This window comes from Leptospira yanagawae serovar Saopaulo str. Sao Paulo = ATCC 700523, assembly GCF_000332475.2.
Classification (GTDB): Bacteria; Spirochaetota; Leptospiria; order Leptospirales; family Leptospiraceae; genus Leptospira_A; species Leptospira_A yanagawae.
In genome coordinates this window covers 1,125,258-1,150,857 of record NZ_AOGX02000015.1, presented here as the reverse complement: position 1 = coordinate 1,150,857, position 25,600 = coordinate 1,125,258, and the positions used below count along the sequence as shown (strand labels likewise).

22 protein-coding genes are annotated in these 25,600 nt (G+C 39.1%); 12 read left to right on the top strand and 10 right to left on the bottom strand.

Annotated features, from left to right (window positions below):
- Position 1: 1 nt before the first annotated feature.
- Positions 2 to 1,042, bottom strand: coding sequence for an MBL fold metallo-hydrolase (locus tag LEP1GSC202_RS09185; RefSeq protein ID WP_244147679.1), 1,041 nt, complete (start codon positions 1,040 to 1,042; stop codon positions 2 to 4).
- Between the two features lie 88 nt (positions 1,043 to 1,130).
- Between LEP1GSC202_RS09185 and LEP1GSC202_RS09180 the strand changes: the two genes are divergently transcribed.
- The 5 genes from LEP1GSC202_RS09180 to LEP1GSC202_RS09160 all read left to right on the top strand — a co-directional run bounded on the left by LEP1GSC202_RS09180 (position 1,131) and on the right by LEP1GSC202_RS09160 (position 5,618).
- Positions 1,131 to 1,532, top strand: a complete 402-nt coding sequence (locus LEP1GSC202_RS09180; protein ID WP_015677522.1) for a hypothetical protein — start codon at positions 1,131 to 1,133, stop codon at positions 1,530 to 1,532.
- A 29-nt stretch (positions 1,533 to 1,561) separates the two neighbouring features.
- Complete coding sequence (locus tag LEP1GSC202_RS09175) at positions 1,562 to 2,338, top strand: YdcF family protein (protein ID WP_015677078.1); 777 nt, start codon at positions 1,562 to 1,564, stop codon at positions 2,336 to 2,338.
- Between the two features lie 102 nt (positions 2,339 to 2,440).
- The gene (locus LEP1GSC202_RS09170; protein ID WP_039928471.1) at positions 2,441 to 2,833 is read left to right on the top strand and encodes a cytochrome c maturation protein CcmE domain-containing protein; all 393 of its coding nucleotides are present in this window, start codon (positions 2,441 to 2,443) and stop codon (positions 2,831 to 2,833) included.
- Positions 2,830 to 5,037: a heme lyase CcmF/NrfE family subunit gene (locus LEP1GSC202_RS09165; RefSeq protein WP_015677207.1), complete on the top strand. Its 2,208-nt coding sequence runs from the start codon at positions 2,830 to 2,832 to the stop codon at positions 5,035 to 5,037. Before LEP1GSC202_RS09170 ends, LEP1GSC202_RS09165 begins: the two co-directional genes overlap by 4 nt.
- Positions 5,034 to 5,618, top strand: a complete 585-nt coding sequence (locus LEP1GSC202_RS09160) for a cytochrome c-type biogenesis protein CcmH (protein ID WP_015677202.1) — start codon at positions 5,034 to 5,036, stop codon at positions 5,616 to 5,618. The genes LEP1GSC202_RS09165 and LEP1GSC202_RS09160 overlap by 4 nt, the downstream gene beginning before the upstream one ends.
- Before the next feature lie 46 nt (positions 5,619 to 5,664).
- On the opposite strand, the gene LEP1GSC202_RS09155 is transcribed toward LEP1GSC202_RS09160, so the two are convergent.
- Positions 5,665 to 6,834, bottom strand: a complete 1,170-nt coding sequence (locus tag LEP1GSC202_RS09155; RefSeq protein ID WP_039928716.1) for an aminotransferase class I/II-fold pyridoxal phosphate-dependent enzyme — start codon at positions 6,832 to 6,834, stop codon at positions 5,665 to 5,667.
- Between the two features lie 73 nt (positions 6,835 to 6,907).
- Between LEP1GSC202_RS09155 and LEP1GSC202_RS09150 the strand changes: the two genes are divergently transcribed.
- Complete coding sequence (locus tag LEP1GSC202_RS09150; RefSeq protein ID WP_015677353.1) at positions 6,908 to 7,663, top strand: SIR2 family NAD-dependent protein deacylase; 756 nt, start codon at positions 6,908 to 6,910, stop codon at positions 7,661 to 7,663.
- Positions 7,664 to 7,784: 121 nt separating this feature from the next.
- Positions 7,785 to 8,141 carry a DMT family protein gene (locus tag LEP1GSC202_RS09145; RefSeq protein ID WP_015676886.1) on the top strand — a complete coding sequence of 119 codons (357 nt, stop codon included), beginning with the start codon at positions 7,785 to 7,787 and terminating at the stop codon, positions 8,139 to 8,141.
- Here LEP1GSC202_RS09145 and LEP1GSC202_RS09140 read toward each other — a convergent pair.
- From LEP1GSC202_RS09140 to LEP1GSC202_RS09125, 4 genes are all read right to left on the bottom strand, one after another.
- Positions 8,127 to 8,804, bottom strand: coding sequence for a phosphopantothenoylcysteine decarboxylase domain-containing protein (locus LEP1GSC202_RS09140; protein WP_015676775.1), 678 nt, complete (start codon positions 8,802 to 8,804; stop codon positions 8,127 to 8,129). The two genes, LEP1GSC202_RS09145 and LEP1GSC202_RS09140, sit on opposite strands and share 15 nt — an antisense overlap.
- Positions 8,801 to 9,331: a phosphopantothenoylcysteine decarboxylase gene (locus LEP1GSC202_RS09135; RefSeq protein WP_015676390.1), complete on the bottom strand. Its 531-nt coding sequence runs from the start codon at positions 9,329 to 9,331 to the stop codon at positions 8,801 to 8,803. Before LEP1GSC202_RS09135 ends, LEP1GSC202_RS09140 begins: the two co-directional genes overlap by 4 nt.
- Complete coding sequence (locus LEP1GSC202_RS09130) at positions 9,332 to 10,702, bottom strand: hemolysin family protein (protein WP_015677143.1); 1,371 nt, start codon at positions 10,700 to 10,702, stop codon at positions 9,332 to 9,334. It lies immediately after the preceding gene.
- Between the two features lie 217 nt (positions 10,703 to 10,919).
- Positions 10,920 to 13,532, bottom strand: coding sequence for a hypothetical protein (locus LEP1GSC202_RS09125; protein ID WP_015677181.1), 2,613 nt, complete (start codon positions 13,530 to 13,532; stop codon positions 10,920 to 10,922).
- Between the two features lie 53 nt (positions 13,533 to 13,585).
- On the opposite strand from LEP1GSC202_RS09125, the gene LEP1GSC202_RS09120 reads away from it, so the two are divergent.
- The 3 genes from LEP1GSC202_RS09120 to LEP1GSC202_RS09110 are packed head-to-tail and all read left to right on the top strand — an operon-like array spanning position 13,586 to position 20,727.
- Positions 13,586 to 17,077, top strand: a complete 3,492-nt coding sequence (locus tag LEP1GSC202_RS09120; RefSeq protein ID WP_015677464.1) for a PAS domain-containing hybrid sensor histidine kinase/response regulator — start codon at positions 13,586 to 13,588, stop codon at positions 17,075 to 17,077.
- 42 nt (positions 17,078 to 17,119) lie between these two features.
- Positions 17,120 to 18,997, top strand: a complete 1,878-nt coding sequence (locus tag LEP1GSC202_RS09115) for an ABC-F family ATP-binding cassette domain-containing protein (RefSeq protein WP_015676690.1) — start codon at positions 17,120 to 17,122, stop codon at positions 18,995 to 18,997.
- Complete coding sequence (locus tag LEP1GSC202_RS09110) at positions 18,994 to 20,727, top strand: SpoIIE family protein phosphatase (protein WP_015677606.1); 1,734 nt, start codon at positions 18,994 to 18,996, stop codon at positions 20,725 to 20,727. The genes LEP1GSC202_RS09115 and LEP1GSC202_RS09110 overlap by 4 nt, the downstream gene beginning before the upstream one ends.
- A gap of 53 nt (positions 20,728 to 20,780) precedes the next feature.
- Here LEP1GSC202_RS09110 and LEP1GSC202_RS09105 read toward each other — a convergent pair whose 3' ends face one another.
- The 4 genes from LEP1GSC202_RS09105 to LEP1GSC202_RS09090 all read right to left on the bottom strand — a co-directional run bounded on the left by LEP1GSC202_RS09105 (position 20,781) and on the right by LEP1GSC202_RS09090 (position 22,978).
- Positions 20,781 to 21,329, bottom strand: coding sequence for a hypothetical protein (locus LEP1GSC202_RS09105; RefSeq protein ID WP_015676889.1), 549 nt, complete (start codon positions 21,327 to 21,329; stop codon positions 20,781 to 20,783).
- Positions 21,319 to 22,008, bottom strand: coding sequence for a hypothetical protein (locus tag LEP1GSC202_RS09100; RefSeq protein ID WP_039928466.1), 690 nt, complete (start codon positions 22,006 to 22,008; stop codon positions 21,319 to 21,321). The genes LEP1GSC202_RS09105 and LEP1GSC202_RS09100 overlap by 11 nt, the downstream gene beginning before the upstream one ends.
- A 7-nt stretch (positions 22,009 to 22,015) precedes the next feature.
- On the bottom strand, positions 22,016 to 22,438 hold the full coding sequence (locus tag LEP1GSC202_RS09095) for a hypothetical protein (protein ID WP_244147678.1): 423 nt from the start codon (positions 22,436 to 22,438) through the stop codon (positions 22,016 to 22,018).
- A gap of 141 nt (positions 22,439 to 22,579) precedes the next feature.
- Entirely contained in the window at positions 22,580 to 22,978 is a 399-nt protein-coding gene (locus LEP1GSC202_RS09090; protein WP_015677231.1) for a hypothetical protein, read from the bottom strand.
- 242 nt (positions 22,979 to 23,220) lie between these two features.
- Between LEP1GSC202_RS09090 and ilvC the strand changes: the two genes are divergently transcribed.
- Together ilvC and LEP1GSC202_RS09080 are read left to right on the top strand one after the other, a co-directional pair.
- On the top strand, positions 23,221 to 24,222 hold the full coding sequence (gene ilvC, locus LEP1GSC202_RS09085; RefSeq protein ID WP_015677454.1) for a ketol-acid reductoisomerase: 1,002 nt from the start codon (positions 23,221 to 23,223) through the stop codon (positions 24,220 to 24,222).
- A gap of 48 nt (positions 24,223 to 24,270) precedes the next feature.
- Complete coding sequence (locus tag LEP1GSC202_RS09080) at positions 24,271 to 25,590, top strand: thiolase family protein (protein ID WP_015676354.1); 1,320 nt, start codon at positions 24,271 to 24,273, stop codon at positions 25,588 to 25,590.
- Positions 25,591 to 25,600: the final 10 nt, after the last annotated feature.

The following is a 25,600-nucleotide window of genomic DNA, read 5'->3' as shown; positions in this document are numbered from 1 at the left end:
ACTAAAAAAAGCGTGTTTCTCCAATTTTTAAGGGAATCAGGGCAGATTCGGAGATACCTGATTCTTTCATAGCCTCTTTTGTGCGGGGCACAGGAGAATCGAGAGGTTCATCCGATAAAACAAATGTCATGTAATGCATCGGAACCAAAAATTTTGCCTTAAGATCCTGAAACGAACGAACCGCTTCCTTAGGATCCACGTGCACAGGTTCCATCAGCCAACGAGGTTCTGTCGCACCTATGGGCAAAATGGCAACATCAATGTTTGGAAAACGACTTGCAATCTCTTTAAAATGACTGTAATACCCAGTGTCACCCGCAAAATAAACAGTTTCCTGTTTCCCTGAAATCATGAAACTTCCCCATAGGGTCTCATCTCGGTCAAAAAGTCCTCTACCACTAAAATGTTGTGTGGGAGTGAAGGTCAATTGCAAAGACCCAATCTTTACTTCGTCCCACCAATCCATTTCTTTAACATTCTGTATGCCTTCACCTAACAACAACTTTTTGTTACCAAGTCCGGTTAAAACCAGAGGATGGAATTTTTCTTCCAATTGTTTTAGTGAGGGAAGATCTGTGTGGTCATAATGGTTATGTGATAAAATGATCACATCAATTTTGGGAAGGTTTTCAATGGATATGCCTGGCGGTGTATAACGTTTTGGCCCAGCAAAACTTAGAGGGGAACACCTCTCACTCCAAATGGGATCGGTTAAAATATTCACTCCATCAATTTGTACGAGTGTCGTTGCATGCCCAACCCAAGTCACTGAAAGTTTGTTTGCATTTGTTTGTAATGCTTTCCCATCGTTATGCACAACAGGGAATTCGGGATAGGATTTAGCATCCAAACTGTGTGGTAAAAAAAATCGATCCCACTGCCAAACAAACACACTCCAAAATCCTTTTTTTTGAAACTGAGGATTGGGATTTCGAAACCCTGATTCCATATGGTGTGTTTTTTTTGTTTGGGCATTTGCCAAAAGAGCGAATGCCAAGAAAAGAAAAAAGATAAGTGTAGAGAATGTCAGTTTGGATTTCACAAGTTTTAGACGAAACTGAGTCGCAAGATGAAAGGAAAGATTTTTCGATTGCCTTTTTCGAAATTGGCGACAAACTGAGAAGCCCACCATGTATCGCTTCGAGGAAACAAAAAATCTGTTCATTGCCTATGCGAAATGGAGAGATGCTGTCGATCGTACGGAGGGAAACGAAACCGTTTTTGGTTCCAATGCTGAAATTTCCGAAATTGCTAGGGACTTACGAGAGGATGCTGAATTTGAACTTCGTATCCTCATCCAAGATTTAAAAAAACAGAATCCAGCCGCAATTAAAGAATGGGTGGATCTCACCAAACAATCTCTAGTTGCTCTGGACACAAGTATCCCAGAAGAACAAATGAACAAACGAAAACAAATTGCGCGTGATTGGAAGTTTTCACGATCGCCACTAGGGATCTCCGTCCGTTACCCACACCCTTCCCAATACTGGGGGAGTGGTATGGGAGTACTAGGCCCCGATTTGGACTGGTAAAATTCGAGTGCATTTCGAATCCTTTCTTTATGGATTCCTTATTCTTTATCCTTTCTAAAGTCCTTACCATTTTTCTTTATCCCTTACCCGTATTTTTTTTACTTTGTTTTTTTCTTTTGTTTCGCATCAAATCTGGGAAAACAAAGTTTCTCTTTTTTTTACTCTGTTTCTTTTTATACCTTTCCTCTAGTTCTTTTGTCGCCAATGCACTTGTTTCTGGTTTAGAAAAAGATTTCCCTCCCATCTCCATAGAAGAGGCACCAAAAGCCGACGTAGCAATTGTACTTGGCGGCATGATCCAAACCATTTCTTCCGTAAAAGCAAGGCCTGAACTAACCGACTCTGCCGATCGCATCACAGATGCCATTCGGTTGTATCATGCAGGAAAGGTAAAAAAAATCCTCTTTACAGGTGGGTCCGGATTGTTGTTATCCGATGAATTCCGAGAAGCTAATTTAGCCAAATCGTTGTTAATTGATCTTGGAGTGAAAGAAACCGATATTATTTTAGAAAACAAATCCCGAAACACTTACGAAAATGCAGTGGAAACGAATAAAATTATCCAAGAAAAAAAATTCCAATCCTATATCCTTGTCACATCTGCCTTTCATATGAAACGTGCAGCTGGTTGTTTTCAAAAACAAAATTTAGAAGTAAAACTTTTCCCCACAGATTACCGCTCTTTTCAAATGGATTCTGGTGCATTTGAATTGTATGTACCATCCGCAGGATACCTTGATACCACAACCTTTGCGCTCAAAGAATGGGTTGGGTATTTTGTTTACCGTGCCAAATCCTACCTTTAAAACGAGGATTTTATCGTAGATTTTGCATGACCTTTTTGTTTGACCGAAACTTGCAATCAGAGAGGTTAGAGGAAAGACGTGATTTCGTCTAAAGAATGGACCATGAATCGTAAGTTTTTAACCCTTTTATCCTTCATCGCAATCTCTCTAGGAGGCATTGCGTATTTTTCATCCCAAGAAACATCGTATTTACTGCTCGATGCCTCTGAACTTGCCGCAAACCAAACAAAATATTCGGAACAAAATTTACGTGTCCGAGGATTTGTACGTGTAGGGAGTTTGGTCAGGGAGGGCAGAAAAGCCAAATTTGATCTAGAACTAAACGATCAAATCATTCCCGTATTCTTCACGGGAGAAACACTATTGCCTGATGCATTCAAAGAAGGAGCACGTGCGCGAGTGGATGGGAAGTTAGAAAAAGGAGTACTAGTTGCAAGCCATGTCGAAGCAAAATGTGCTTCCAAATACGAAGCGGGTTACGCCGAGGAACAATGAATAATTTAGGAACCATTTTACTTGCCTCTTCCCTAGCCATTTTAATTTTCTCAAGCATCCAAACGATTTACGGGATTATTTCCAAAGAAAGAAAAGCGGTCGAACTTGGCCGTTTGGCTCTCATGACAAATCCGTTTGTTATCATTTTGACATTTATTGTATTGCTCACGCAGCTTGTTCGTTCTGACTATAGCAACTATTATGTGGTAATGCACTCAAGCGAACACCTTCCCTTATTTTACAAAATGACTTCAATTTGGTCTGGGTCATCCGGAAGTTTACTGTTTTGGAACTTAATTTTAAATGTCTTCACCTTTATTGTGTTATGGCAAACTCGTAAATCCATCGAAGACCGAATTCCCATGATGAATCTCATTTTGGCAGTTTTATCTGGTTTTTTTAGTTTCCTTGCCGTATTTTATGGAGATGCGCAACCGTTTCGAGAATTTGTTCCAGAAGCTGCAGCAGGAAGAGGACTAAACCCTCTACTCCAACATTGGGCGATGATCATCCACCCACCCATCCTCTACATTGGTTATGTGAGTATTTCCATTCCGTTTGCGATCGCCATGTCAGCGTTAGTCTCTGGCCAACTTTCTGAAGATTGGATGAAGTTCATTCGCAAATGGACTTTGTTTTCTTGGTTTTTCTTAGGAACGGGAATCCTTCTCGGTTCCAAATGGGCTTACGAAGAGTTAGGTTGGGGAGGGTACTGGGCTTGGGATCCAGTGGAAAACGCATCCCTTATGCCATGGTTACTCACAAGTGCCTTTGTCCATTCCGTTGTCATCCAAGAACGTAGAGGTATGTTGAAGTTTTGGAATATGTTACTTGTGATCCTTGCCTTCCACTTTAGTTTGCTTGGAACTTGGATCACTCGTTCAGGTGTGCTCGAAGGCCCTCATAGTTTTTCCAAATCTACGATTGGCACCCCTTTCATCGTTTACATCATCACAAGTTTTCTTTTTTTTACTGGATTTGTCATTTACCGAAGGAAACACCTAACACCAGAAAGGAATTTAAAAGCAATCACTTCCAAAGAAGGAAGTTTTTTATTAAATAATTTCCTACTCGTTCTTTCGACCGCAGCGATTCTGTTAGGTGTATTTTCACCCCTTTTGTATGGAAAAGAATTTAAGGCACCCTGGTTCAATTCCTGGGGTGTACCGGCTGGGATCTTTTTATTATTGCTCATGGGTTCGGCACCACTCCTTGCATGGAGAAAAGGTGCTGGTGCTGTATTTTTTTCCACATTACTCAAACCTTTCCTTTTCGGAATCTTAGGTGGTGGATTGTACATCCTCTTTTACTCTCAAAACTTTACAAAACCCGATTCTAAGTATGGGGACGTTTTGGCAGAAGTCTATTCTGTTTTGACTGTTGGAATTGGAGTGTTTACCATTGCAGGGATTGTGCAAGAATACTACCGTGGGATAAAAGCCAGAAGAGAAGAATTTACAAATGAATCATTGTTACGTGCCGGCATAAACCTACTTCTTAAAAACAAAAGAAGGTATGGCGGGTATTTAGTTCACTTTTCCCTTGTACTCATTTTTATCGGTTATGCGGGGAATGCATTCAAAATCAATACGTCAGTAAGATTCTTTTACGAATTGTTACCTCCAACATCCGAGGAAATCACCTACCAATCCATTGACAAAGCGATGGTTGGCGGTTATCAAATCGAAGCAAATACATTAAAACTAAAACCAGTTTTGATATCAGGGCTTGGTGGAGAACCTAACATCCAAAATGTGATTGTATCACAAGAGGCAAGTTATGGAATTTATCGTGGTTTGGAGAAAATAGCAACACTCGATACAGAAAGAAGGTTTTACCCACAAATATCTCACTTAACAGGAGATTTCGAAACTCACATTCCAACAAGTGAACCTGCAATCCATTCCATGGCGAAGGAAGACTTTTACATCCAACTGGGTGCCATCGAAACCTCCGATCTAAAATCAGAAAACCCAGACCTTCCTCTTATGTTTATGCAATATTACTTCACACCAGGAAGCGAAACAGAAAAACTCAAACTTTTCCTCAATTTCCCAAGGCAAATTGTGGCAAACTTAGAAGTTTGGATCAACCCACTAGTAAAATTGATTTGGCTTGGATCAGTATTGTACTTTTTGTCTGGAATCTTTTTATTACTCCCTATTGGAGAAAAAAGAAAAGAAACAAAGGGGAAAGGTATATGATCCGTTTATTTTGCATTGTCCTTTTATTTGGTACTTCAAGTGCCCTATTTTCCCAAAAAACGACAACCAATCTCAAAGAAGAATCGCAAATACAAACCTTCTTAAAGGTAACTGAAAAAATTCGATGTATTTGTTTGCCAAGCCTTCCCATCCAATCTTGTTCCTTCAATATGTGTGCAGCTTCTAGTTATTTGAAAACCTTCATTGAAAATAGGATCAAAGACGGGATGGGCGAAGAGGAAATCATTTCTAAAATGGAAAACGGATTTGGAAATTCGATTTTGCAAGATCCTATCGTTTTGATGTTCCAAGAGAATGGGAACCAAGGGATGGTTGATTCCCTTGTTTATGGTTTTGGACCAAAAATTTTAGCCAAACCAGATGACACTTGGATCAATGCCACCTTACTAGGATTAGGTGTTCTCGGACTCTATGGAATTTACCGATATGGAACAAAAAAAGTAAGAGGGAACTCGATTCCCAACCAAACTTCCAATAGGAATGATCCAAACTCCAAAGAAAAACTTTCCGCCAAAACGGATGCCATCAAAGAAAAGATCCGCAAATTTGAAGAGTCATAACCCATTTATAACAAACGTTTGATGAAAAAATCTGCTTCGAATTGTTTCACGATGCAATTTGTAGATCATTCCACTCTTGTCGGATTTGGACAAGTGCAGAAGTGAGTGAATTTGTATCCTGAGTTGTTAACTTTGCATTCAAACTGATTCGTAATCTTGGTGTAGGCACAGTTGGAGGACGAATGGCACGAACGTCTAATCCCAACTCTTGCAGTCGCTTCGCGTAAAACAAAGCTTCTTTTTCCGTAGGAAGTAATAATGGGATGATATGAGAGGCAGTATTTGTGATCGAAAACCCGTTGGAGGTTAAAAGATCGTTTAATTCTTTTGCCAAAGTTTGCAAATCACGACGTACAGTCTCCATTGAACGAACCAATCCTAACGCAAAAATTGCCAGTTTTGAAATGATTGGAAGTGGAGCTGTTGAAAAAATAAATGGGCGCATCACATTGACTAAATGGTCTCTGCCAATTTGTTTTGTCACGATGATTCCCCCTTCCAAACCGAATGATTTACCTAAAGTGTAAACTCGGTAATCAATCGCCTTAATGCTTTCACTTGGCAAATCTCGAAAAAGAATTCCTTTTCCTTCTTTACCATAGACTCCGAGTGCATGTGCTTCATCGACAACTAGAACAAAGCCATACTCTTCTTTCAGTTTGAGAAGATTTGGGAAATCGGGACTATCCCCATCCATACTAAAGAGTGATTCTGTCACTACGATGCGTTTATGTTTTTTGGTAGGATCTTCTGCATTTGCTTTTTGCAGTAAGGATTGTAAGTGGTTTAAGTCTAGGTGGTTGTAGTATTTTTTTTTGGCACCGGAAATGCGAATTCCATCCAAAATGGAAGCATGGTTCAATCGATCAGTGAACACATAACAATCTGGTGCAGCGATGGAATCGATAAGGCCGAAGTTAGCCACAAAACCATTTGAAACAAGAAGTGCTGCCTCACCTTCTACAAAACTTGCAAATTCATTTTCGAACAGATCCATGGAATCATAATTCCCTCGAACGAGGCGTGAGGCAGTAGAACCAAAGGGATATAGGTCGGTTAAGGAATGGTAGTATTCCAACATACTAGAGTTAGTGGCAAGACCCAAATAATCATTGGAACAAAAATCAACACCAAGATAAGTTTTTATTTCTCTAAATAATTGTTTTTCCTTTATGGTATCCAATTTTCTTTGTATTTCTTCCCAATGCCTGCTCACATTCACCAGATTTCCTGGCCTAAAATTTTTTCCGATTTAAATTTTCTAAGAATTTGTTAGAATATAAAAAGAAATGGAACTATTGCCAGAGGATTCATTAGAAACCATCCGAAATGCGGACAAAATCGTCTTTCTAACGGGGGCCGGAATCTCAAATGAAAGTGGAATCCCTACATTTCGAGGAGAGGGAGGACTCTGGAAAAATTTCCGTGCTGAAGATTTGGCGACCCCCTCTGCCTTCCAAAAGGATCCAAACCTTGTTTGGGAATGGTATGACTGGAGACGAGAGATTTGCCAAAAAGCCAAACCAAATCCTGGCCATCTAACAATTGCAAAATGGCAAAAAAAAATGAAATCAGTCTCTCTCATCACACAAAATGTAGATGGGCTCCACCCTCGTGCTGGTAGTCATTCGCTCATTGAATTACATGGGAACATCTTCAGAGCAAGGTGTACAAAATGTTCGGAAAAATTCCATTTAGTAAACGACGGGTTTGACCATTCCGGTCTTAAGTATTGCAAACATTGTGAATCCCTACTCAGGCCAGACATTGTATGGTTTGGAGAAGAATACGACCAAACACTACTTACAAAGAGTTGGGAACTTTGCAAACAATCCCAAGTGGTGTTTGTGGTCGGAACCAGTGCCAATGTTTCAGTTCCCGCAAACTTAGCACACACTGCCATTCGCAATGGAGCGATCGGGATCGAAATCAACCCTGATGAAACAAATCTCACTCCATCCATGAAACATCACTTTGATGGGAAATCGGGAGAAGTATTACCACAAATTTGGAAAGAAGTTTTCCCAAATGAATCGTTGGAATGAACCACAGACAAAATTCCATCAAACAGTCCTTTTGAATCTAAATTGAAAATCGATAACTCATTCAATTGAAAAAAATTCTATCGCAAACTCGAAATGAATTCAGAAAGTAGGATTAAATAAAATGTTAACTGTAGTTTTACTCATCCTTTCCAATATTTTTATGACCTTTGCATGGTATGGCCATCTAAAGTATGCAAAATCAAACCAAATGTTTTATGTAATTTTATTTTCATGGGGCATTGCGTTTTTTGAATACGTTCTCATGGTTCCTGCCAATCGAATTGGGTATACGGTTTACAAATTTGAAGGTTTCCAATTAAAAATCATCCAAGAGATCATCACAATCTTTGTATTCATTTTATTTGCGACATTGTTCCTTGGTGAAAAAATGAAATGGAACTATATTGTAAGTTTCGGATTGATATTACTGGCAGGTTATTTTGCGTTTGGCTTTGGAAACAATTCAAACAGTCACTAAAAATTGAACGAGAGCTTCCGCTAGGTTTTCTTTAGGAAGTGGACCAATTTCCTTTACAAGTCCACTTGGACCGAAGATCCGTAAAACCGATTCTACTTCTCCAAACCCTTTTCCATGTCCCACTATATTGCCTACGATGTAATGTAGGCCTTTTCGGATCAGTTTTTCTCTGGCATGTTTTTCCAAATCATTGGTCTCGGCGGCAAACCCCACTCGGATGGAATTTTGGATTTGGTTTTCTTTGACATACTCATCCACTTGTTTTAAAACATCGGGATTTTCTTCTAGTTCCAGTAGTAACCCCTTACTCCCTTCCGAACTTCTTTCTTTTTTGATTTTATGTTCTGCAGTCATGATGGGTCGAAAGTCTGCAGGTGCTGCAGCCATCACTAGTAAGGTATCATTTTCTAACTGAGACAAGACAGTATCTCGAAGTTGCATTGTGGTTTCCACTTCTAAGTTCTGTTTGGCGCCAGAAACATTTGCATATCGTTCCAAAGTATTCCCATGAATGTAGATCACTTCCACTGGGTATTGTAAAAAACTTTTAGCAATTTCATATCCCATTTTGCCTGAAGAGGCATTGGAAATATAACGGACGGGGTCAATCCATTCCCTTGTGGGACCTGAGGTGACAATGACTCGTTTGAATTTTAAATTCATGAATTTTTTTTATGCAGTTCGATGATTTGTTCCATGATGGTTTCAACTGTAGCCAATTTGCCATACCCTTCATCACCGCAAACCACTATCCCTTTATCTGGGGATACAATGTGTACGCCATCTGCTTCTAACGTTTTTAAATTCCTTTGCAAAGCTTTGTGAAGGTACATTCCAGGATTCATAGACGGTGCAATTAACACAGGGGAAGTGCAGGCAAGATAAGTTGAAGTAACCAAATCATCTGCAATTCCATTTGCCATTTTACCAATCATGTTTGCAGACGCTGGAACAACGGCAAATACAGAAGCAATGTTTTTGATTTCAATATGTGCCATACCAGTATCAAATTCATCAACCCTTACTGGTTTTCCGGTTAAGGCTTCAAAGGTGATTTTTCCAACAAACTTGGTAGCGTTAGAAGTCATAATCACACGCACTGGGTAACCATTTTTGGTAAGCCCACGAACCAAATCACATGCTTTGTAGGAAGCGATGGAACCAGAAACGGCAATGATGATTTCTTTCATTTAACGGTCCTCGTACGATAGTTCCCGTTCCATTTCGGAATCATGGTCTTCTTCAATTTTTGGTGTGAAGAGGATGGCAACGATTTTGTTGCCTTCCATTTTTTTCACTTTGAGGCTACCTTTTTTGATTTGGACAATGCTACCTTCTTTTGGCATATCCTCGTTTTTTTCCATAAAGTAACCAGCGATGGTACGAACCTCTTCCATATCAGAAGGTTCTTCTCCTTCTAAGATATCGGTTAAACTGGAAAGTTCGGTTTCCCCATCCAACGTAATGGTTTTGGTTTTTTTGTTTTTGGAAGTGACATCCACTTCATCCGTATCTGTTTCATCTCGGATTTCACCAAAAAACTCTTCGATAATATCTTCTAACGTGAGTAAACCGGAAACTCCACCGTATTCATCAATGACAATGGCCATATGTTGTTTTTTCTCACGTAGTTTTGTCATCACACGTTCGATGGACATGGATTCAGGAACTTTTACAAAATCCTTCTCCATGATGACCGTGATTTTTTCCTTTTTGCCTTTGGCAGAAAGATGTGCTGCTTGCCATTTTAAATACTTTTGAACGTGAACAATCCCTACAATTTTATCCAATGTTTGGTTATATACAGGGTATCTAGAAAAACTGTGTTCTGCAATCAGAGGTAGTAATTTATCAATTGTTGATTCTTGTGGGATACCAATGATGGAAAGACGGTGTGTCATTACATCCTTGGCCGTATGTTCTGAAAAATCAAAGGTCTTTTGGATGAGTTGCATTTCTGCATTATCAATCCGTCCTTGTTTCCTTTGTTCTTCAATGATGATCATCAATTCTTCAGCAGAATGTACGTACTTATCACCTGTTCGTTGCAAACGAAAGAGGGTGAGTATCCCACCCGCCAAACGATTCATAATGAACGTAACTGGGAAAAACAAATAATAGAACAACCACATGGGAGCTGAAACACCTAACGCAATCGCTTCGGTATTTTGAATGGCTAGTGTTTTAGGAACTAACTCTCCTAAGATAACATGAAGTAGAGTGATGAGCGTAAACGATACACCAATCGAGATACTGTGAATGGTGACAATGTCCAATTCGATTTGGAACATATGTAAGAAACCAGAAACAACACTCGCAAATAATGCTTCGCCAATCCAACCAAGGAGTAAACTTGCGATCGTGATACCCACCTGGCAAACCGATAACATATCATCGATTTTGGAGATGGCTTTTTTAGTCAGTTGGGACATGGCCCGGTTTTCTTTGACAAGTTCTTCAAGTCGAGAGGGACGAATTGAAACCATCGCAAACTCTGCAGCGACGAAGAAACCATTGACAAAGACAAGGAGGAAGATGAGAAAGATGCCGATTATTTCCATAGAAACTCGAACACCACTAAAGTTTTAAAATCAGGGTCCATTGTATAATGAGGAACAGAATTAAGTATTTTGGACCGAACTTCTAGTGTCGCCTACAATTTGAGACAAAATCTTAGGAAAAAAGGGAAAGCAGGCACAATCTACGAACGATGCTCCCATGGTTTTCAGTAGGAAACCGGGACAGAAGCGATTCGTAGCTGTTATAATTATGTCTCATTTATTGGGCCGCGGCATAAACCAATATCCCCTCTTCTTTGTACGCCGGAAGATCCGTCAGGCTCTGTATCGAAATGGAATCGAGAACAGGAAGAGTTGGGAGGTAAGCGATTTTTTTTGTCCCTGACCGAAACCAAAAATGCATCCATTGTTGGTGAAGGGACTGGTCACTCCACGATTTACCTAACACTCGTTCGGTGTAAACAATCATCTTGGGTACTGTTCGGTAGTCGATGCGACGGAATAATTTTAATAACGAAATCTCTTCTGTTATTCCACTTTCTGCCCGACAGGACCAACTAAGAACTGGTCCCAATGTGGAAACATTTGTTGTGGCAGGAAAATCCCAAAGGTGCAATCGTTCCTTGTCTTTTAAAATACGTGAACCCTCGAAATAAGCTGTGTCAACGAGGTTAATTCCTTTTCCATCCAAAGAACGTATGTTTGCTGGACATTTCCATGAATACAAATTGAGAGGTTTTTGCGAGTCAGTATTCGGATACAAACTAAAGAAAAATACAAACGATTGGTCTTTTAGTTCTCTTTTTATGGTTTTGTACAAACCCATTCCAAATTCATTTAAATAAATTTGGATTTTTTCTTGGTCTTTATTAGAAGAAACAAGTTCTTTTACTGAATCTACGATATCTGAGGCATCGGGTCTTTGGGTACGAACAAGTTTCCAATTCAATTGGTTACGTTTGGATTCTTTTGGGTTAAATGTAAAAATATAAATTTCATCTTTGTAAGGCAAAAGAAACACTGTAGGAAGTTTAACAGATTCGAGTGAACGAGGGTTTTCCTCTTCATTTTTCCTTTGGATTGAGTTTTCTGTTTCGCGACTTTCTGCATATGTAGAATCAAAAAATTTGGATTCCCTTGCCGTTCCAAATCCGGATAAAAATTTAAACTGTTGGTTCACATATGGAATTTGGAATAAAGAATGGGGACTACTCTTTAGATTCCGTTGTGTTTTTACACTATTATATTTGAATAAAGTATCAAATAATCCCCAAACATCATTGTCATCTCGCAAATGACTCAATGCATATTCAAAAAATAAGTCTGTTGAAAAAGCGATGGGGCGATAATTCCGAATGTAATACAAATCCTCATAATGATGATTTAAGAGATAATCACTCACTCCGTCGCGGATATTTCCATTCACTGGTCCTTTTTTCCCTGAGGCTGTGTGTGCAAAAATAAATCCAAAATTGCGAAGGAATTCCGCAGCATAAAATGCATTTTCTTCATCCAAAATCCCACGGCTTTTTGTAAGTTCGATGGTTGATTTACGATACTCCTTTCGATAAATTTGATTGTAACCTTGTAAAATGGTGGCTGCATATTCTAGACGCCTCCATTTTTTTTCCTGAGCCATGTAAATGATTTCATCTGTCATTCGAGAAGACAATTCAGGGTTTTGATCCATTAACATTTGTGAAATGCGAAGTTTTGGCCAAATGTCTGCTTCGGCTAATTTTTCTGGGTCTTTTATTTTTTGTAATGCTTTCAGAGCCGACTCTGCACCATTCACTTTATATAAAGAAACAGAAATCAAATCCTTAACTTCTGCAAGTGTCATAGGTTCATTTAAAAATGGATGGTGGATGTCTGAGGACCAATTGGTTAAATCCAATTTCAAATAATAGTCTAATGATTTTTTAAAATCTTTTTGAAAATAAGACAAAGCACCTAACTTCACATAGATACGATTGAGAATTGAAGTTTTTTTTCCACGGGCAGATTTTAAAAATTGAAGGTAGGACTCCTCTGCACCACTCAAATCACCGGATAAAATTTGAAAAAATGCCATTCGTTCGATGGAGTTTTCATTTGCATTGCCTTCCGTGATTCGTTCCAAATCCATTATCATTTTTTGGAAATGGATCCCTTCACGTGCAAATCCTAAAAATGCTAACTTGGCTGGTAAATCCTCATCAATTCGATCAAGAAGTGGGATCCAATCCAAATTACCATCTTCAAAAAATGGAGAACTAACACGCATTATATTGACAAAATGTTTATGCATGTCTTTATCTTTACCCGTAGGCAAGTCGATATAGTATTGCAAACGGAAAACACGACAGAGCGAATAATATGGTTTCGATTTTTGACAATCCATTCGAACCATAGTTTTTTTCTCATCCTCTCCTGATTGGAAAAGATTGGTTCGCATATTCTTTGCTAAATTTCGTAAGTAAGAATTTGGTTCTTTTTGGATGTAGGTATCCAACATTTTGATGGCTTGGACTTCATCTCCTTGCGATTGTTTCCAGAGAGAAGTGAGTAAAAAATCGGCAAAGGAATATTCCCCTTTTTTTGTCCGTAGGTCATACAGAACTCGACCAATCCCTTCTTTGTCTTTCGTTTTGAGAAAGTATTCCCCTAACATCAGATAATAATCAATTTCTTGATTGGTGGACAGATTTTCGGGTGATTTGAAACGGAAGTCATCACGGATCGCGATTTGTTCCTTTCCTTGGATGAATAATTTTCCTTGGTTTCCAGACACAACCCAACCATGATTTCTTTGGTTTTGTGCGTATATAGTAGTAAGGGAACCTAAGATGATGAAACTGAAAAAAATAGAAAGTGACAGTCGACTCTTCATCGTATCTTTGATTCTCTAGGACCAAGGGATTTGGTCAAGTGACATAAAGGGAAATGGCAGAAAGTTTCGATTACCAAAGCATTGTAGAAAGCTTCGACGAATTCCTGATTGTTTTGGATGGGAATTTAGAAATCCAGTTTTCCCAAACATCGCCAAACCTTTACCTGCCGAAGGACAGCATTGCTACCGGGAAACACATAAAAGAACTCCCCATCATTCCAAGAGATAGCCTAATTTTATCCAATTTGTGCCAGGAAACCTTAAGCCGAAGGATCCCCTTTCAATTTTCTACCTCAGTTCTCGGAAACCAATACAGAATTTTAGGAAGATTCCTTGTGACTAAGTTCGGACCTTGTGTGATCTTACGGGGAGAACCTAGTTTTAATATGGAAGGTGTGGTCCTTGATAGTGGACCATATGTAATCTTTCGCTACAAATTTGACTCCGAGTTTTTAATCACCTATGTATCCCCAAATGTCTCGCATAACCTAGGTTATCAAACTGGTGATTTTAAAAAAGGGAGTTTAAGTTTAGAAAGTTTGGTGCATCCAGATGACAAAACATTGTTTGAAACATTAGAAAAAGAATCCATCAAAAATAAAGAAAGAACCTACCAAAGGGAATTTCGTTTTCGTAAACCCGATGGAAGGTACATTTACCTTTCAGAATATAGTGTCGTTAGTTATTATGATTCCTACCCAACGGAAAAAATATCATATTTCTCCGATATCAGCGAACGAAAAGAAAAAGAATTAGAAATTAAAAACCAAAGAGATGAACTCAACCGAATCCGAGTTCTCTTCGAAGAAACAAATGCGGCAGCCAATGTAGGCGCTTGGGAAGTAGACCTCGTCCAAAACAGAATTTTTTGGGCAAAAGAAACCAAACGTATCCACGAAGTTCCCGATGATTATTTACCGAGTTTGGAGAATGCATTTCTTTTTTATCCAATCGAATCCGAACAAAATGAACTAAGGAAAGTTTTCCAAGACACAATCAATCTCGGTAAGTCTTATGAACTTGTATTGCAAATCAAAACATTTACGGGTAAAACCAAATGGGTTCGAACCATTGGTCATGGAGTATTTGAAAATGGAAAGTGCATACGAGTTTATGGAAGTTTCCAAGACATTACAAACAGCGTCAATTTAGACAAACAGAAAGAAGAAGCTTTATCCAAACTCGAAACCATTTTAGATGCTACAACTCATGTAACAATCATCGGAACTGATACCAACGGTACCATCACCCATTTTAACAAAGGTGCTGAATACCACTTACAGTATACATCGGAAGAAATGATTGGCAAACAAACACCGTATATCCTCCACAAAGAGTCGGAAGTTTTGTACCGTGCAGAAATTTTATCTCAAGAATATGGTGTTCCAATTTCCGGATTTGAAACCTTTGTGCACAAAGCAAGGTTAGGTGCCTACGACTCACATGAGTGGACTTATATCAGAAAGGATGGTTCCGAATTTCCAGTCCAATTGGTTGTCACTGCAAGCCGAAACCCAAAAGGAGAAATCACTGGATTTTTAGGTATTGGAATTGATATCTCATCCCAAAAAGCCACCGAAGAAGCGTTACGCGAAAGTGAAAGGCGTTGGCAATTTGCATTGGAAGGTTCAGGAGATGGAATTTGGGATTGGAATGCGGAAACAAATCAGGTGTATTTTTCAAGCCAATGGAAAGCCATGTTGGGTTTTGAAGATTCTGAAATTGGATCCAGTTTATCCGAATGGGAATCAAGAGTACATCCTGATGACAAAGAAAACTGTTTTTCTGATCTTGAGAAACATTTTACAGGTGTCACTCCCGTTTACATGAACGAACATCGAATGCTGTGTAAAGATGGAACTTATAAATGGATTTTAGATAGAGGAAAAGTCATTGAACGGACAGTTGATGGAAAACCTCTACGTGTGATCGGAACGCACACTGACATCACAAACAGGAAAGTTTTAGAAAATGATTTGATCATTGCCAGGGAAAAAGCAGAAAACGCATCGAACGCAAAGTCAAACTTTTTGGCCAATATGAGCCATGAAATTAGAACTCCATTGAATGGTGTGATTGGATTTGCAGACCTATTGATGCGAACCGAACTAAACCAAGTACAACGAAAGTATATGGAAACAGTTCATCTATCTGCCATGTCTTTACTCGATTTGATCAACGACATCTTAGATTTTTCCAAAATTGAATCTGGAAAAATGGAACTATATAAAGAAAGGGTCAACATTTTTGATTTATTACACCAAATCGCAGAGATCGTAAAACACAAAGCATACGAAAAAGGTTTGGAACTCATTTTAAATATTTCTCCTAAAGTTCCAAGGAATGTTTTTGTAGACTCTTTACGATTACGACAAATTTTATTAAATTTAATTGGGAATGCTCTCAAATTCACTCTCAAGGGTGAAATTCAAATCAAATTAACTGCCACACCTGTAAACACAAATGAATTTGAATTTTTGTTCGAAGTGATTGATACAGGGATCGGAATCGATAAAGACAATCAAAAGAAAATATTTGAAGTTTTTGCGCAAGCAGACAGCTCCACAACACGACAGTTTGGTGGAACGGGGCTAGGTCTTTCGATCACATCAAAACTATTACAATTATTTGACTCAAAAATTGAATTGGAATCGGAATTGAACCGTGGTTCTCGATTTTATTTTAAATTTACTACACTCGCTGATAACGAACGTAATTTAGAACCAGACTTAAAATCAATTCAAAATGTATTGGTAGTGGATGATAACCAAACAAATCTTTTAGTCATAAAAGAGATGTTAGACTATAAAAACATCAATACCACATCATTTTGCTCTCCAAATGCAGCTCTTGAATCGATCAAACGAGGAGAAGTGTTTGATATTGTGATTTCGGATTATAATATGCCCGAGATGAATGGTCTCGAATTCATTGAGAAGTTAAAACAAATTTTAATTCAAAACAAACAAAGAATTCCTTATCTAACCATTCATACATCCTCCAATGAAGAAATTATCTACCAAAAAGGGAAAGAATTGGGTGTTGGAATCATTCTTTTAAAGCCAATCCAAACGAATATTTTATATGAAAGTTTATCTGATTTAATTTCAGGTAGGATTTCAGACGAATCTCAAAATAAACAAAATAATTTTAAACCAATTTTATCGAACGAAAAAACAAAAGTGATGATTGTGGAAGATAACCCAGTGAATATGATGTTAACCAAAACCATTGTGTTAAAAATTTTACAATCGGCGATCATCATCGAAGCAAACAATGGTTTAGAAGCCGTTGAACATTTCAAAAAAACAGAACCTGACCTGATCCTTATGGACATCCAAATGCCAGAAATGAATGGTTATGATGCCACCAAAGAGATCCGTAAATTAGCGATTGGTAAAAACGTTCCGATCATTGCTCTCACTGCGGGAACTCTTTCAGATGAAGAAAACCGGTGTTTGGAAAGTGGAATGAATGATTATATTTCGAAACCTGTGGTTTTAAATACCATAGCGGAAAAGCTTAAGCACTGGCTTTTGAAATAACCATATTGAATGAGATTGTCCGAATGAGGCCATTTCTTTCTCATGGACATTGTGCTAGTCTCTGTATCCAAACTTTCCAAAACCATCGGCGAAAAAAAACTTTTTACAAACCTTGATTTCTCTATCAGTGAAGGAGAAAAACTTGCCATCGTTGGGATCAATGGATCGGGCAAGTCTACCTTGTTACGAGCCATACTGGGAAAAGAAGAAACAGACTCTGGCCAAATCATTAAAAACAATAACCTAAAAATTGCGATCCTCGACCAAAATCCCATTTTTGATCCCAAGGAAACCATTCTCGACCATATTTACAAAGGGGACAACAAACTCGTCAAAACCATTCGTAAGTATGAAGATATCTGTGAACGTATGAGCGAAGGGGAAGATGGCCTCGATGATGAATTTACAAATGCCTCACAGGAGATGGATAGACTTTCTGCATGGGATTATGAACAACAAATCAAATCCATCTTACGGGAATTAGGTGTCGAAAAACTTGAGCGAAAGATGTCTGAATTGTCAGGTGGGATGTTAAAAAAAGTAGAGCTTGCCAAATCTCTAATTGATGAAAGTAATTTACTAATTTTAGATGAGCCAACAAACCATTTGGACGTAAAATCCATATTATGGTTAGAAGACTACCTTGCCAATTTAGATAAAGCAATCCTTCTCATCACACATGATCGTTACTTCTTAGATCGAATTGTAACCAAAATTTTGGAATTAGACCGTGGGAATTATTTTTTATACGAAGGGAACTATTCGATTTATTTAGAACGAAAGGTCGAACGTGAAGAAACACTTCAAAAACAAGAAGACAAAATCAAACAATTTTTGAAACAAGAAGTGAAATGGCTCAAACGCCAACCCAAAGCGCGCACCACAAAACAAAAAGCAAGAATTGATCGAGCTAACGAATTACAAACTCGCGAAAGACGAGAAATCCAAAAAGACTTAGAACTGAGTGTTGCCGCAAAACGCCAAGGGAAAACCATATTAGAAATCCATAATCTTAAAAAATCAATTGGCGAAAAAGTTCTCATCAATGATTTCACTTATACGTTTAAAGCGAAGGAAAGACTGGGAATCATTGGTCCCAACGGAATTGGGAAATCAACTTTACTTAATCTTATAGCCGGACGACTAACACCGGATAGCGGTTATTTAAAACCAGGACTCAATACCAAAGTTGGGTATTTTGACCAAACAAGCTCAGAACTTCCTTTGGAACGAAATGTATTGGAATACATCAAAGATGTTGCAGGTGAAATGATTGAAACCGAGTCTGGCGAAAAAATTTCGGCCGCAAAAATGTTGGAACGATTTCTATTTGATGGGAAATTACAATACACACGAATCGCCAAACTTTCTGGAGGTGAAAGGCGTAGACTATTCCTCGTTCAAATTTTGATGACAGGTCCAAACTTTCTTATTTTGGATGAACCTACCAATGACTTAGACATCCAAACCCTATCTGTTTTGGAATCTTTTTTAGATGAGTTCCCAGGTACGGTGGTGATTGTATCGCATGATCGTTATTTTCTCGATCGAACCGCAGAAAGTTTACTCATCTTTCGCAAAGAAGGAAAACTCGACCATTACATTGGAACCTTCTCTTCCTTTTTAGAACAAGACACATTGGAGATTGAAAACGAACCAGGTTCTATTCAAACCCCAGTGGTACCAGTAAGTCAACCCACTGTGGAAAAACCTAAAAAATCAAAACAAGACCTTAAGAAAATCCAAACATTAGAAAAAGACATTGCATCACTCGAAGAGAAAAAAGCCAACTTAGAATCAAAATTGAGTACATTCGCAAATGATCATATGGAATTAAGCAAAATATCGAAAGAAATCCAAACAATTGAGGCGGAAATTCTTTACAAATTGGAGGAATGGGAAATGTTTCATTCCGAATGAAAACGGTCCATTACACAAGAATCCTCCTTTGGACCCCCATCATCCTCATCGGGTACTTCATTTCCGCACAAATTGGATTCAATATAGCCTTTCTCAATAGCCAAGTTTCACCTGTTTGGCCGCCAGAAGGAGTAGGACTCTCTTCCCTTTTACTGCTTGGACCTGTTGCCATACCTGGAATTTATTTAGGTGCCACACTTGCCAACTTCTACAACAACCCTCACTTCCAAACAGCGTTTATTATAGGGATTGGCAACACACTTAGTAGTTATGTCAATTATCGCATCATCAAACGCGTGACAGAAAAAACGGATCCTCTCTATTCCACAAAGGATTTAATTTATTTCTTAAGCATTGGAACCTTTCCTGGTTCCTTCATCAGTGCTGTGCTTGGTGTGACAAGTTTATGGTATTGGGATTTTTTATCTTCTGAATTGTATTTTAATGTATTCTTTACTTGGTTTTCAGGAGAGATGCTTGGGTTTCTCATTGTGGCACCCCTACTTTATGTTTGGTTTTATCCAAAATCCAAGTTAAACTTAGATTTATCCAAACAATTGGAACTTTTCCTTTGGATCGTTATTGTTTATATTTCTGGATCCATTGCATTTAGTGATGAGTGGCCTCTTCTTTTTGTTCCCATCCCCTTTGTCATTGTCACAAGCATACGGTTCCGCCAATTTGGTGCTACATTATCTACAGTTGTCCTATCTTACACAGCTGTCACACTCACCATTGAAGGGAAAGGTGTTTTTGCGAGACGAGATGCCAGTGGGTTATCAATTAATGATTCACTCATATTTTTAGATGCCTTTTTATTTTGTATCAGTGGGATTGCTTACTTCCTTGTAACAGCCACACGTGAAAGAGAACGTGCACAGGAAACATCTTTAAAATCATTACAAGTGTTAAATGAACTTAAAGAAAAAGCCAATGAAGAATTAGAACAAAAAGTTTTAGAACGAACTGCCGTCATCGAGGAACAAAGGATCGAAATTGAAAAACAATTGGATATGGCAAAACGAATCCAAGAATCCCTTTTCCCACAAAAAGAAATTGTACCCAATGGAGTCGAAATTTTATTTAAAAACATACCCATGATGAAAGTGGGTGGTGATTTGTATGATATTGTTTGGAGGCACGAAAAACAAGAATTAGGTGTATTTATCTGCGATGTATCTGGACATGGAATTCCATCTGCTCTTTTAAGTGCTCTTGTCAAAACCTCACTGGAAAAATGGAAAGAAGACCCAAAAGATCTTAAAGAAAACTTAGAGTCGATTCGAAACCAAATTATTCCCAATTTGAGAGAACATTTTGTAACGGCAAGTTTACTCCATTTGCATACTGATTCAGGGGCTTTAACTTTTGCCCGTGCGGGCCATTTTCCACTTTTTATCATACGTAAATCTGGGGCTCTTGTCAGCTTAAAACCTATGGGACGAATCATCACACCGATCTTTGATATCCTTGCGGAAGAAGAAAAGTTCCAAATGGAAAAAGGTGATTTGATAGTGCTTTTGACAGATGGCCTTACAGAAGCAAGAGACCCGGCTTCTTTACAAATGTTTGGTGAAGATAAACTACTAAACTTAGTCCGGGATCTCCGAAACCAACCTTTAAAAGAGATTCGAGACGAAGTATTCCAGTCCGTGATCCATCTATCTGGTGGGATCCAAGCCATCCAAGATGATTTGACCCTTGGACTAATTCGTTATACGGGAGTCTGACAGGACTTCCAAGGAAAAACCAAACGAGCAAGGACTCTTAAAAACCATTTCTCTCACTTTGGTGATTCCAAAAATTCCTCGATACAAGGAAGTAGGATTTCGGATCGTTCCTCTTCTGTCATCGATCCCAGGTCTCCTCCTTTATTAAAACGACTCACTGATTTATGGTAATCCGAATGATTGATAAGAGATGCAAGTTCAATCAGTTCAATGGCATCATCTTTCACTTGTCTTATATAAGCACTACAGGAAATATAGGATCCAAAATTTGTTTTTTGCTTCCGAAAGTACATTATTTTATAAACAACTCCATAAGGAGTATGGCTTTTTAGGTTTTCTGGGTATTGATTCTTTTTTGTCTCCATCCAATCCTGGATGTTCATCCCTTTGGGTAGTGGCACAGGATTCTTCGGATACACTCTCCTTTCTGGAGGAAGTAAACTTGCACAATCCAAGATGAAAAAAAGAAAACAAAGGAAAGTAAATTTTCGAATCCAACCAAATTTCCAAACACGAAAGAAATCTGGCATATAACCATGTCTTCGATTCATTGCATTCCATTTTGTGAGTGGTTCTTTCATTCTCATTTGATTATGGTTCATTTTTTGTTTCATTACCCACTTCGTTAGGTAGGGTTTGATAGATTTCGTCAACTGCCATTTGGAAACCTTGAAGATACATGGTAGAGAATGCATTTGGTTCATTGGTTAGATTTCCATAATCACGCATTTGAAAACGATTTGGTACAAAAATGTACCAAGGGCTTAAGTAGCGAGTCGCCAATTGGGTATTTGTTTTCTCCGTGACCAAGCGATTCTCGTGGTATAATTTAACGGTTACATCTAAACTTAGTTTTTCTTCGCATGGGTATAAACAAAGAATTAACATTTGTAAAGTTTGGCTTATCTTTCCTTCTTCCCAGTCACTCTTCGGACGGTTTGCCACAACAAAAAGTATATAGTCTGTTTTCACTTTCGTGAGTTCGAAATTTTTATCTTCTATATTGTTGATAAAAACGGTTTTCCATTGGTAACGAGAAGATCCGATTTTCTTTTGTTGTTTCGAAAAGTATTCACTCCAAGGAATTCCAAACATGGGATTGATTTCCACAAAACGTTTGTACCCTCTTTGATAAAAAACTCGGTTTTGATTTAAAATGGTAATGGACTTGGCAATTTTATTTTTCTCTAAATCTTTCGGGAAGGTTCTGGGTTGGTGATCTAAATTGGCAAATACACATTGAGTTAAACTTAGTATGCATATCATGATAAGATATTTCACTCGTAGATCATTCCTTGGATTGTGGAGCGATTAAGAATTCTTCGATGCAAGGTAAAAGAATTTCGGTTCTTTCTCTTTCATTCATGGGACCCAGTTCACCACCCCGAGGGATTATGGATTTATGATAGTCTGCGTAATTGACATTGGAAATCATCTCTAACATCTCGATGGATTTGGTATTGGTTTGGCGGAGGTAAGCTGCGCAGGAAATAAAGGAACCAATCGAAGTCAACTCTCTCCGAAAGTATTGGATCTTATACGAATTAGAGTCCAGGTCATACACCCGAAGCCTATTGGGATATTGTTCCTTTTTTGTTTGCACCCACCCATGGATGTCCATTCCTGCAGGTAAATGAATGGGATTTTTCGGATATACCCTTCTCTCTTTTGGCAAAAGGCTTGCGCAAGAGTTAGAAAAAGAGGTTACCAAAATGAGGAAGAGACAACAGACAAAAACCCCTGAAACAGAGGATCGATTCCTAGTTTGAGAACCAATCCGATTCGGACAGATTGTACGGTTGAATTCGATCTTCCAAAAGAAGATTTTTTGGGAATCTTTAGTGTCCAAATCCTATAACCTCCACTTTCCCGGGCTACCTAAGTTATTGTAACGACCCCCTGGGATATGGAAAGGATTGTGGCCTCCTCCACCCGATCTTGGCATTTGGTATTGGTTTCCTCCATAATATGGCACCCCATAACGACCAGAATACCCATGGTATGGATAGGGATATTGGCGGTAGTTGTGCCCATTTTGACTTGGATGCCTTACATAATAAGAATCATTCCCATAATCCGGTGTGATACAACCACCACCGAGACTGGCCATTCCACCTACTAGAAGTAAGGTGCACAAAAACCGAACGATCTTTTGGCGACTGAGTGTTTCTAATGATTCAAAATTGATTCTGTTCATGATACACAAAGTATAGAATGCAAACAAGGATTCTGAAATGGAGGGTTTCCGCATTTGCGGGGATCACCTATGCCAAAGGTTGGATCGGATGAAAATGATAAGAAAGTTGATTCAAAAAATTATGTCTCTTACGCGCCCTTGATGCGGAGGAGGCGAACGCCGTCCGAAGGACCGAAGCGACTGCGTGAGTCCGGAGCAAGCAAGGAAAGGCGCCCTAATTCGTTCTTGTTTCCCTTATTATAGTTCAAAATGATGGAAAAATCAGTTAAATTTTCCGCAGGAAGTGTGCCCCATCCATGGCAAATATCTATTACGACGACAGTTGCGATCTCAATCTCCTTAAAGGTAAAACCATTGCAGTGATTGGCTACGGAAGCCAAGGTCACGCCCAAGCTCAAAACATGAAAGATTCTGGTTTGAAAGTCATCATTGGACTTCGCGATGGATCTAAATCAGTGAAAGAAGCAAAAGAAGCTGGTTTCGAAGTTTACAATGTAGCAGAAGCTTCTAAAAAAGCGGACATCATCCAAATCCTTGCTCCAGATACCATCCAAGCTGACATGTATAAGGCGGACATTGAACCAAACCTTTCGGAAGGAAAGGCTCTTGTTTTCTCTCATGGATTTAACATCCACTACGATCTCATCACTCCTCCAAAAAACGTAGACGTGTATATGGTAGCTCCAAAAGGTCCAGGACATTTGGTTCGCCGTGTTTACACGGAAGGTGGTGGGGTTCCATGCCTCATCGCAATTTACCAAGATGCAACAGGCCAAGCAAAAGCTCGTGCACTTGCACACGCAAGCGGAGTTGGTGGGGGAAGAGCAGGAATTTTAGAAACATCTTTCCGTGAAGAAACAGAAACAGACCTTTTCGGGGAACAAGCAGTTCTTTGTGGTGGTGTGGCAAATCTCATCATGAGTGGTTTTGAAACACTTACAGAAGCTGGATACGATCCAGAGATTGCTTACTTTGAATGTTTACACGAAGTAAAACTCATCACTGACCTTATCTACGAAGGTGGACTGGCACGTATGCGTTTTTCTATCTCTGATACTGCAGAGTATGGAGATTACATCAGTGGCCCACGTGTGATTGATGCAGGTGTGAAAGCTCGTATGAAAGATGTTCTCACAGACATCCAAAAAGACAAGGGTGCAGCGTTTGCAAACCGTTGGATGGCTGATACAAAAGCTGGATACCCTGAATACAAAAAACTCAAAGAAAAAAATGCGGCTCACCCAATCGAAGCAGTAGGAACAAAACTACGATCGATGATGAAGTGGCTCGCAAAGTAATGGTTTAGGTAACTTAAGTTAGAAGAAAGAAAGGAAGAAGGATTTTATATGAAAGTAACACAAAAGATTGTACTCGCAGCACCTGCACGAACTCCTTTTGCACAAATAGGCAAGGCGCTCGCTCAGTATCCAGGCCACCACTTAGGAAAACTAGTAGGTGAAGAAGTGATGAAACGCAGTGGTTTGAAACCAACTGACATTGACGGAGTGATTGTGGGAGAAGGATTCTCAAATGCACCAAACTCTGCTCGTGTGATTGCAAACCTCATGAACCTGCCTTTAGAAATTCCTTGTTTGACAGTTGCCAACAACTGTGTATCAGGACTTGAAGCAGTTGCAGAAGCGTCTCGCCGAATTATGTTAGGTGAAGGGGAAGTCTTCCTCGTGATTGGAGAAGAGTCTCAAACTTCTATGCCTTTCGTTGTGAAAAATGCTCGTCTTAATAAAAAAACAAATAGCTTAGATTCACTTGTAAAACTACTTCCAAACGACCTTCCTGAAGGCGTGGAACTTCGTGACACATTAGAAGATGGTCTTGGTGATGGTGAAACTTCTTACGGAATGCAAGTAACGGCAGAAATCCTCGCACAAAACTACGCACTCCCACGGGAAACACAAGACAAAGTGGCTTACGAATCGTTCAAAAGAGCATTCGAAGCAACTCAAGAAGGTCGTTACAAACCATATATCATGGAAGTAAAAGACGATGAAGGAAACCCACTCCAAGCAGATGAGGCGGTTCTCCTCCGTGAAGGTCTTGTGAAAAACCCAACTCGTATGGGTCGCGCGATGCTTATGTTTGATAACCCAGCTATGAAATTTGATGCTTGGAAAGAAAAGTATGGAAAAGACTTAAAAAAATCACATGGCCCTACTGTTTCCATCTTCAATGCAAGCCCACGTTCTGATGGAGCAGCAGGAATCATTGTCGCTTCTGAAGCAGCAGCAAAAAGATTAGGACTGAAAGCAGAAGCAGTGGTAACAGGTTTCAAAATGAAAGGTGTTGCACCAAACCTAATGGGACTTGGACAAGCAGAAGCAACTCTTGGTCTCCTCGAAGAAGTTGGTGAAAAAGTGGAAAACATCGACGTGATCGAAATCCATGAAGCTTTCGCAGCAACTGCAGTTGCAGCTCTTGAAGAAATCAAAATCAGAACAGGATTTGATTGGGAAAAGAACTTTGATGCCAAAAAAATCAACCCTAATGGTGGATCCATTGCCATTGGACACCCGTTTGGTGCTACAGGGGTTCGACTCCTACACAATGCGATCATGGACTTCCATGAAAACAAAGATGCAAAGAAAGTTCTTGTGACTGCTTGTGCACACGGTGGGATCGCAGGATCAATGATCGTAGAAAGACCATAATTCGAATCTA

What these genes read in the sequence shown, in the direction of transcription:
- LEP1GSC202_RS09105 (WP_015676889.1), bottom strand. Translation starts at nt 21,329, where the DNA reads ATGAACCATAATCAAATGAGAATGAAAGAACCACTCACAAAATGGAAT.
- LEP1GSC202_RS09115 (WP_015676690.1), top strand. Translation starts at nt 17,120, where the DNA reads ATGGACATTGTGCTAGTCTCTGTATCCAAACTTTCCAAAACCATCGGC.
- LEP1GSC202_RS09160 (WP_015677202.1), top strand. Translation starts at nt 5,034, where the DNA reads ATGATCCGTTTATTTTGCATTGTCCTTTTATTTGGTACTTCAAGTGCC.
- LEP1GSC202_RS09145 (WP_015676886.1), top strand. Translation starts at nt 7,785, where the DNA reads ATGTTAACTGTAGTTTTACTCATCCTTTCCAATATTTTTATGACCTTT.
- ilvC (WP_015677454.1), top strand. Translation starts at nt 23,221, where the DNA reads ATGGCAAATATCTATTACGACGACAGTTGCGATCTCAATCTCCTTAAA.
- LEP1GSC202_RS09180 (WP_015677522.1), top strand. Translation starts at nt 1,131, where the DNA reads ATGTATCGCTTCGAGGAAACAAAAAATCTGTTCATTGCCTATGCGAAA.
- LEP1GSC202_RS09175 (WP_015677078.1), top strand. Translation starts at nt 1,562, where the DNA reads ATGGATTCCTTATTCTTTATCCTTTCTAAAGTCCTTACCATTTTTCTT.
- LEP1GSC202_RS09170 (WP_039928471.1), top strand. Translation starts at nt 2,441, where the DNA reads ATGAATCGTAAGTTTTTAACCCTTTTATCCTTCATCGCAATCTCTCTA.
- LEP1GSC202_RS09130 (WP_015677143.1), bottom strand. Translation starts at nt 10,702, where the DNA reads ATGGAAATAATCGGCATCTTTCTCATCTTCCTCCTTGTCTTTGTCAAT.
- LEP1GSC202_RS09110 (WP_015677606.1), top strand. Translation starts at nt 18,994, where the DNA reads ATGAAAACGGTCCATTACACAAGAATCCTCCTTTGGACCCCCATCATC.
- LEP1GSC202_RS09165 (WP_015677207.1), top strand. Translation starts at nt 2,830, where the DNA reads ATGAATAATTTAGGAACCATTTTACTTGCCTCTTCCCTAGCCATTTTA.
- LEP1GSC202_RS09125 (WP_015677181.1), bottom strand. Translation starts at nt 13,532, where the DNA reads ATGAAGAGTCGACTGTCACTTTCTATTTTTTTCAGTTTCATCATCTTA.
- LEP1GSC202_RS09135 (WP_015676390.1), bottom strand. Translation starts at nt 9,331, where the DNA reads ATGAAAGAAATCATCATTGCCGTTTCTGGTTCCATCGCTTCCTACAAA.
- LEP1GSC202_RS09090 (WP_015677231.1), bottom strand. Translation starts at nt 22,978, where the DNA reads ATGCGGAAACCCTCCATTTCAGAATCCTTGTTTGCATTCTATACTTTG.
- LEP1GSC202_RS09150 (WP_015677353.1), top strand. Translation starts at nt 6,908, where the DNA reads ATGGAACTATTGCCAGAGGATTCATTAGAAACCATCCGAAATGCGGAC.
- LEP1GSC202_RS09120 (WP_015677464.1), top strand. Translation starts at nt 13,586, where the DNA reads ATGGCAGAAAGTTTCGATTACCAAAGCATTGTAGAAAGCTTCGACGAA.
- LEP1GSC202_RS09140 (WP_015676775.1), bottom strand. Translation starts at nt 8,804, where the DNA reads ATGAATTTAAAATTCAAACGAGTCATTGTCACCTCAGGTCCCACAAGG.
- LEP1GSC202_RS09080 (WP_015676354.1), top strand. Translation starts at nt 24,271, where the DNA reads ATGAAAGTAACACAAAAGATTGTACTCGCAGCACCTGCACGAACTCCT.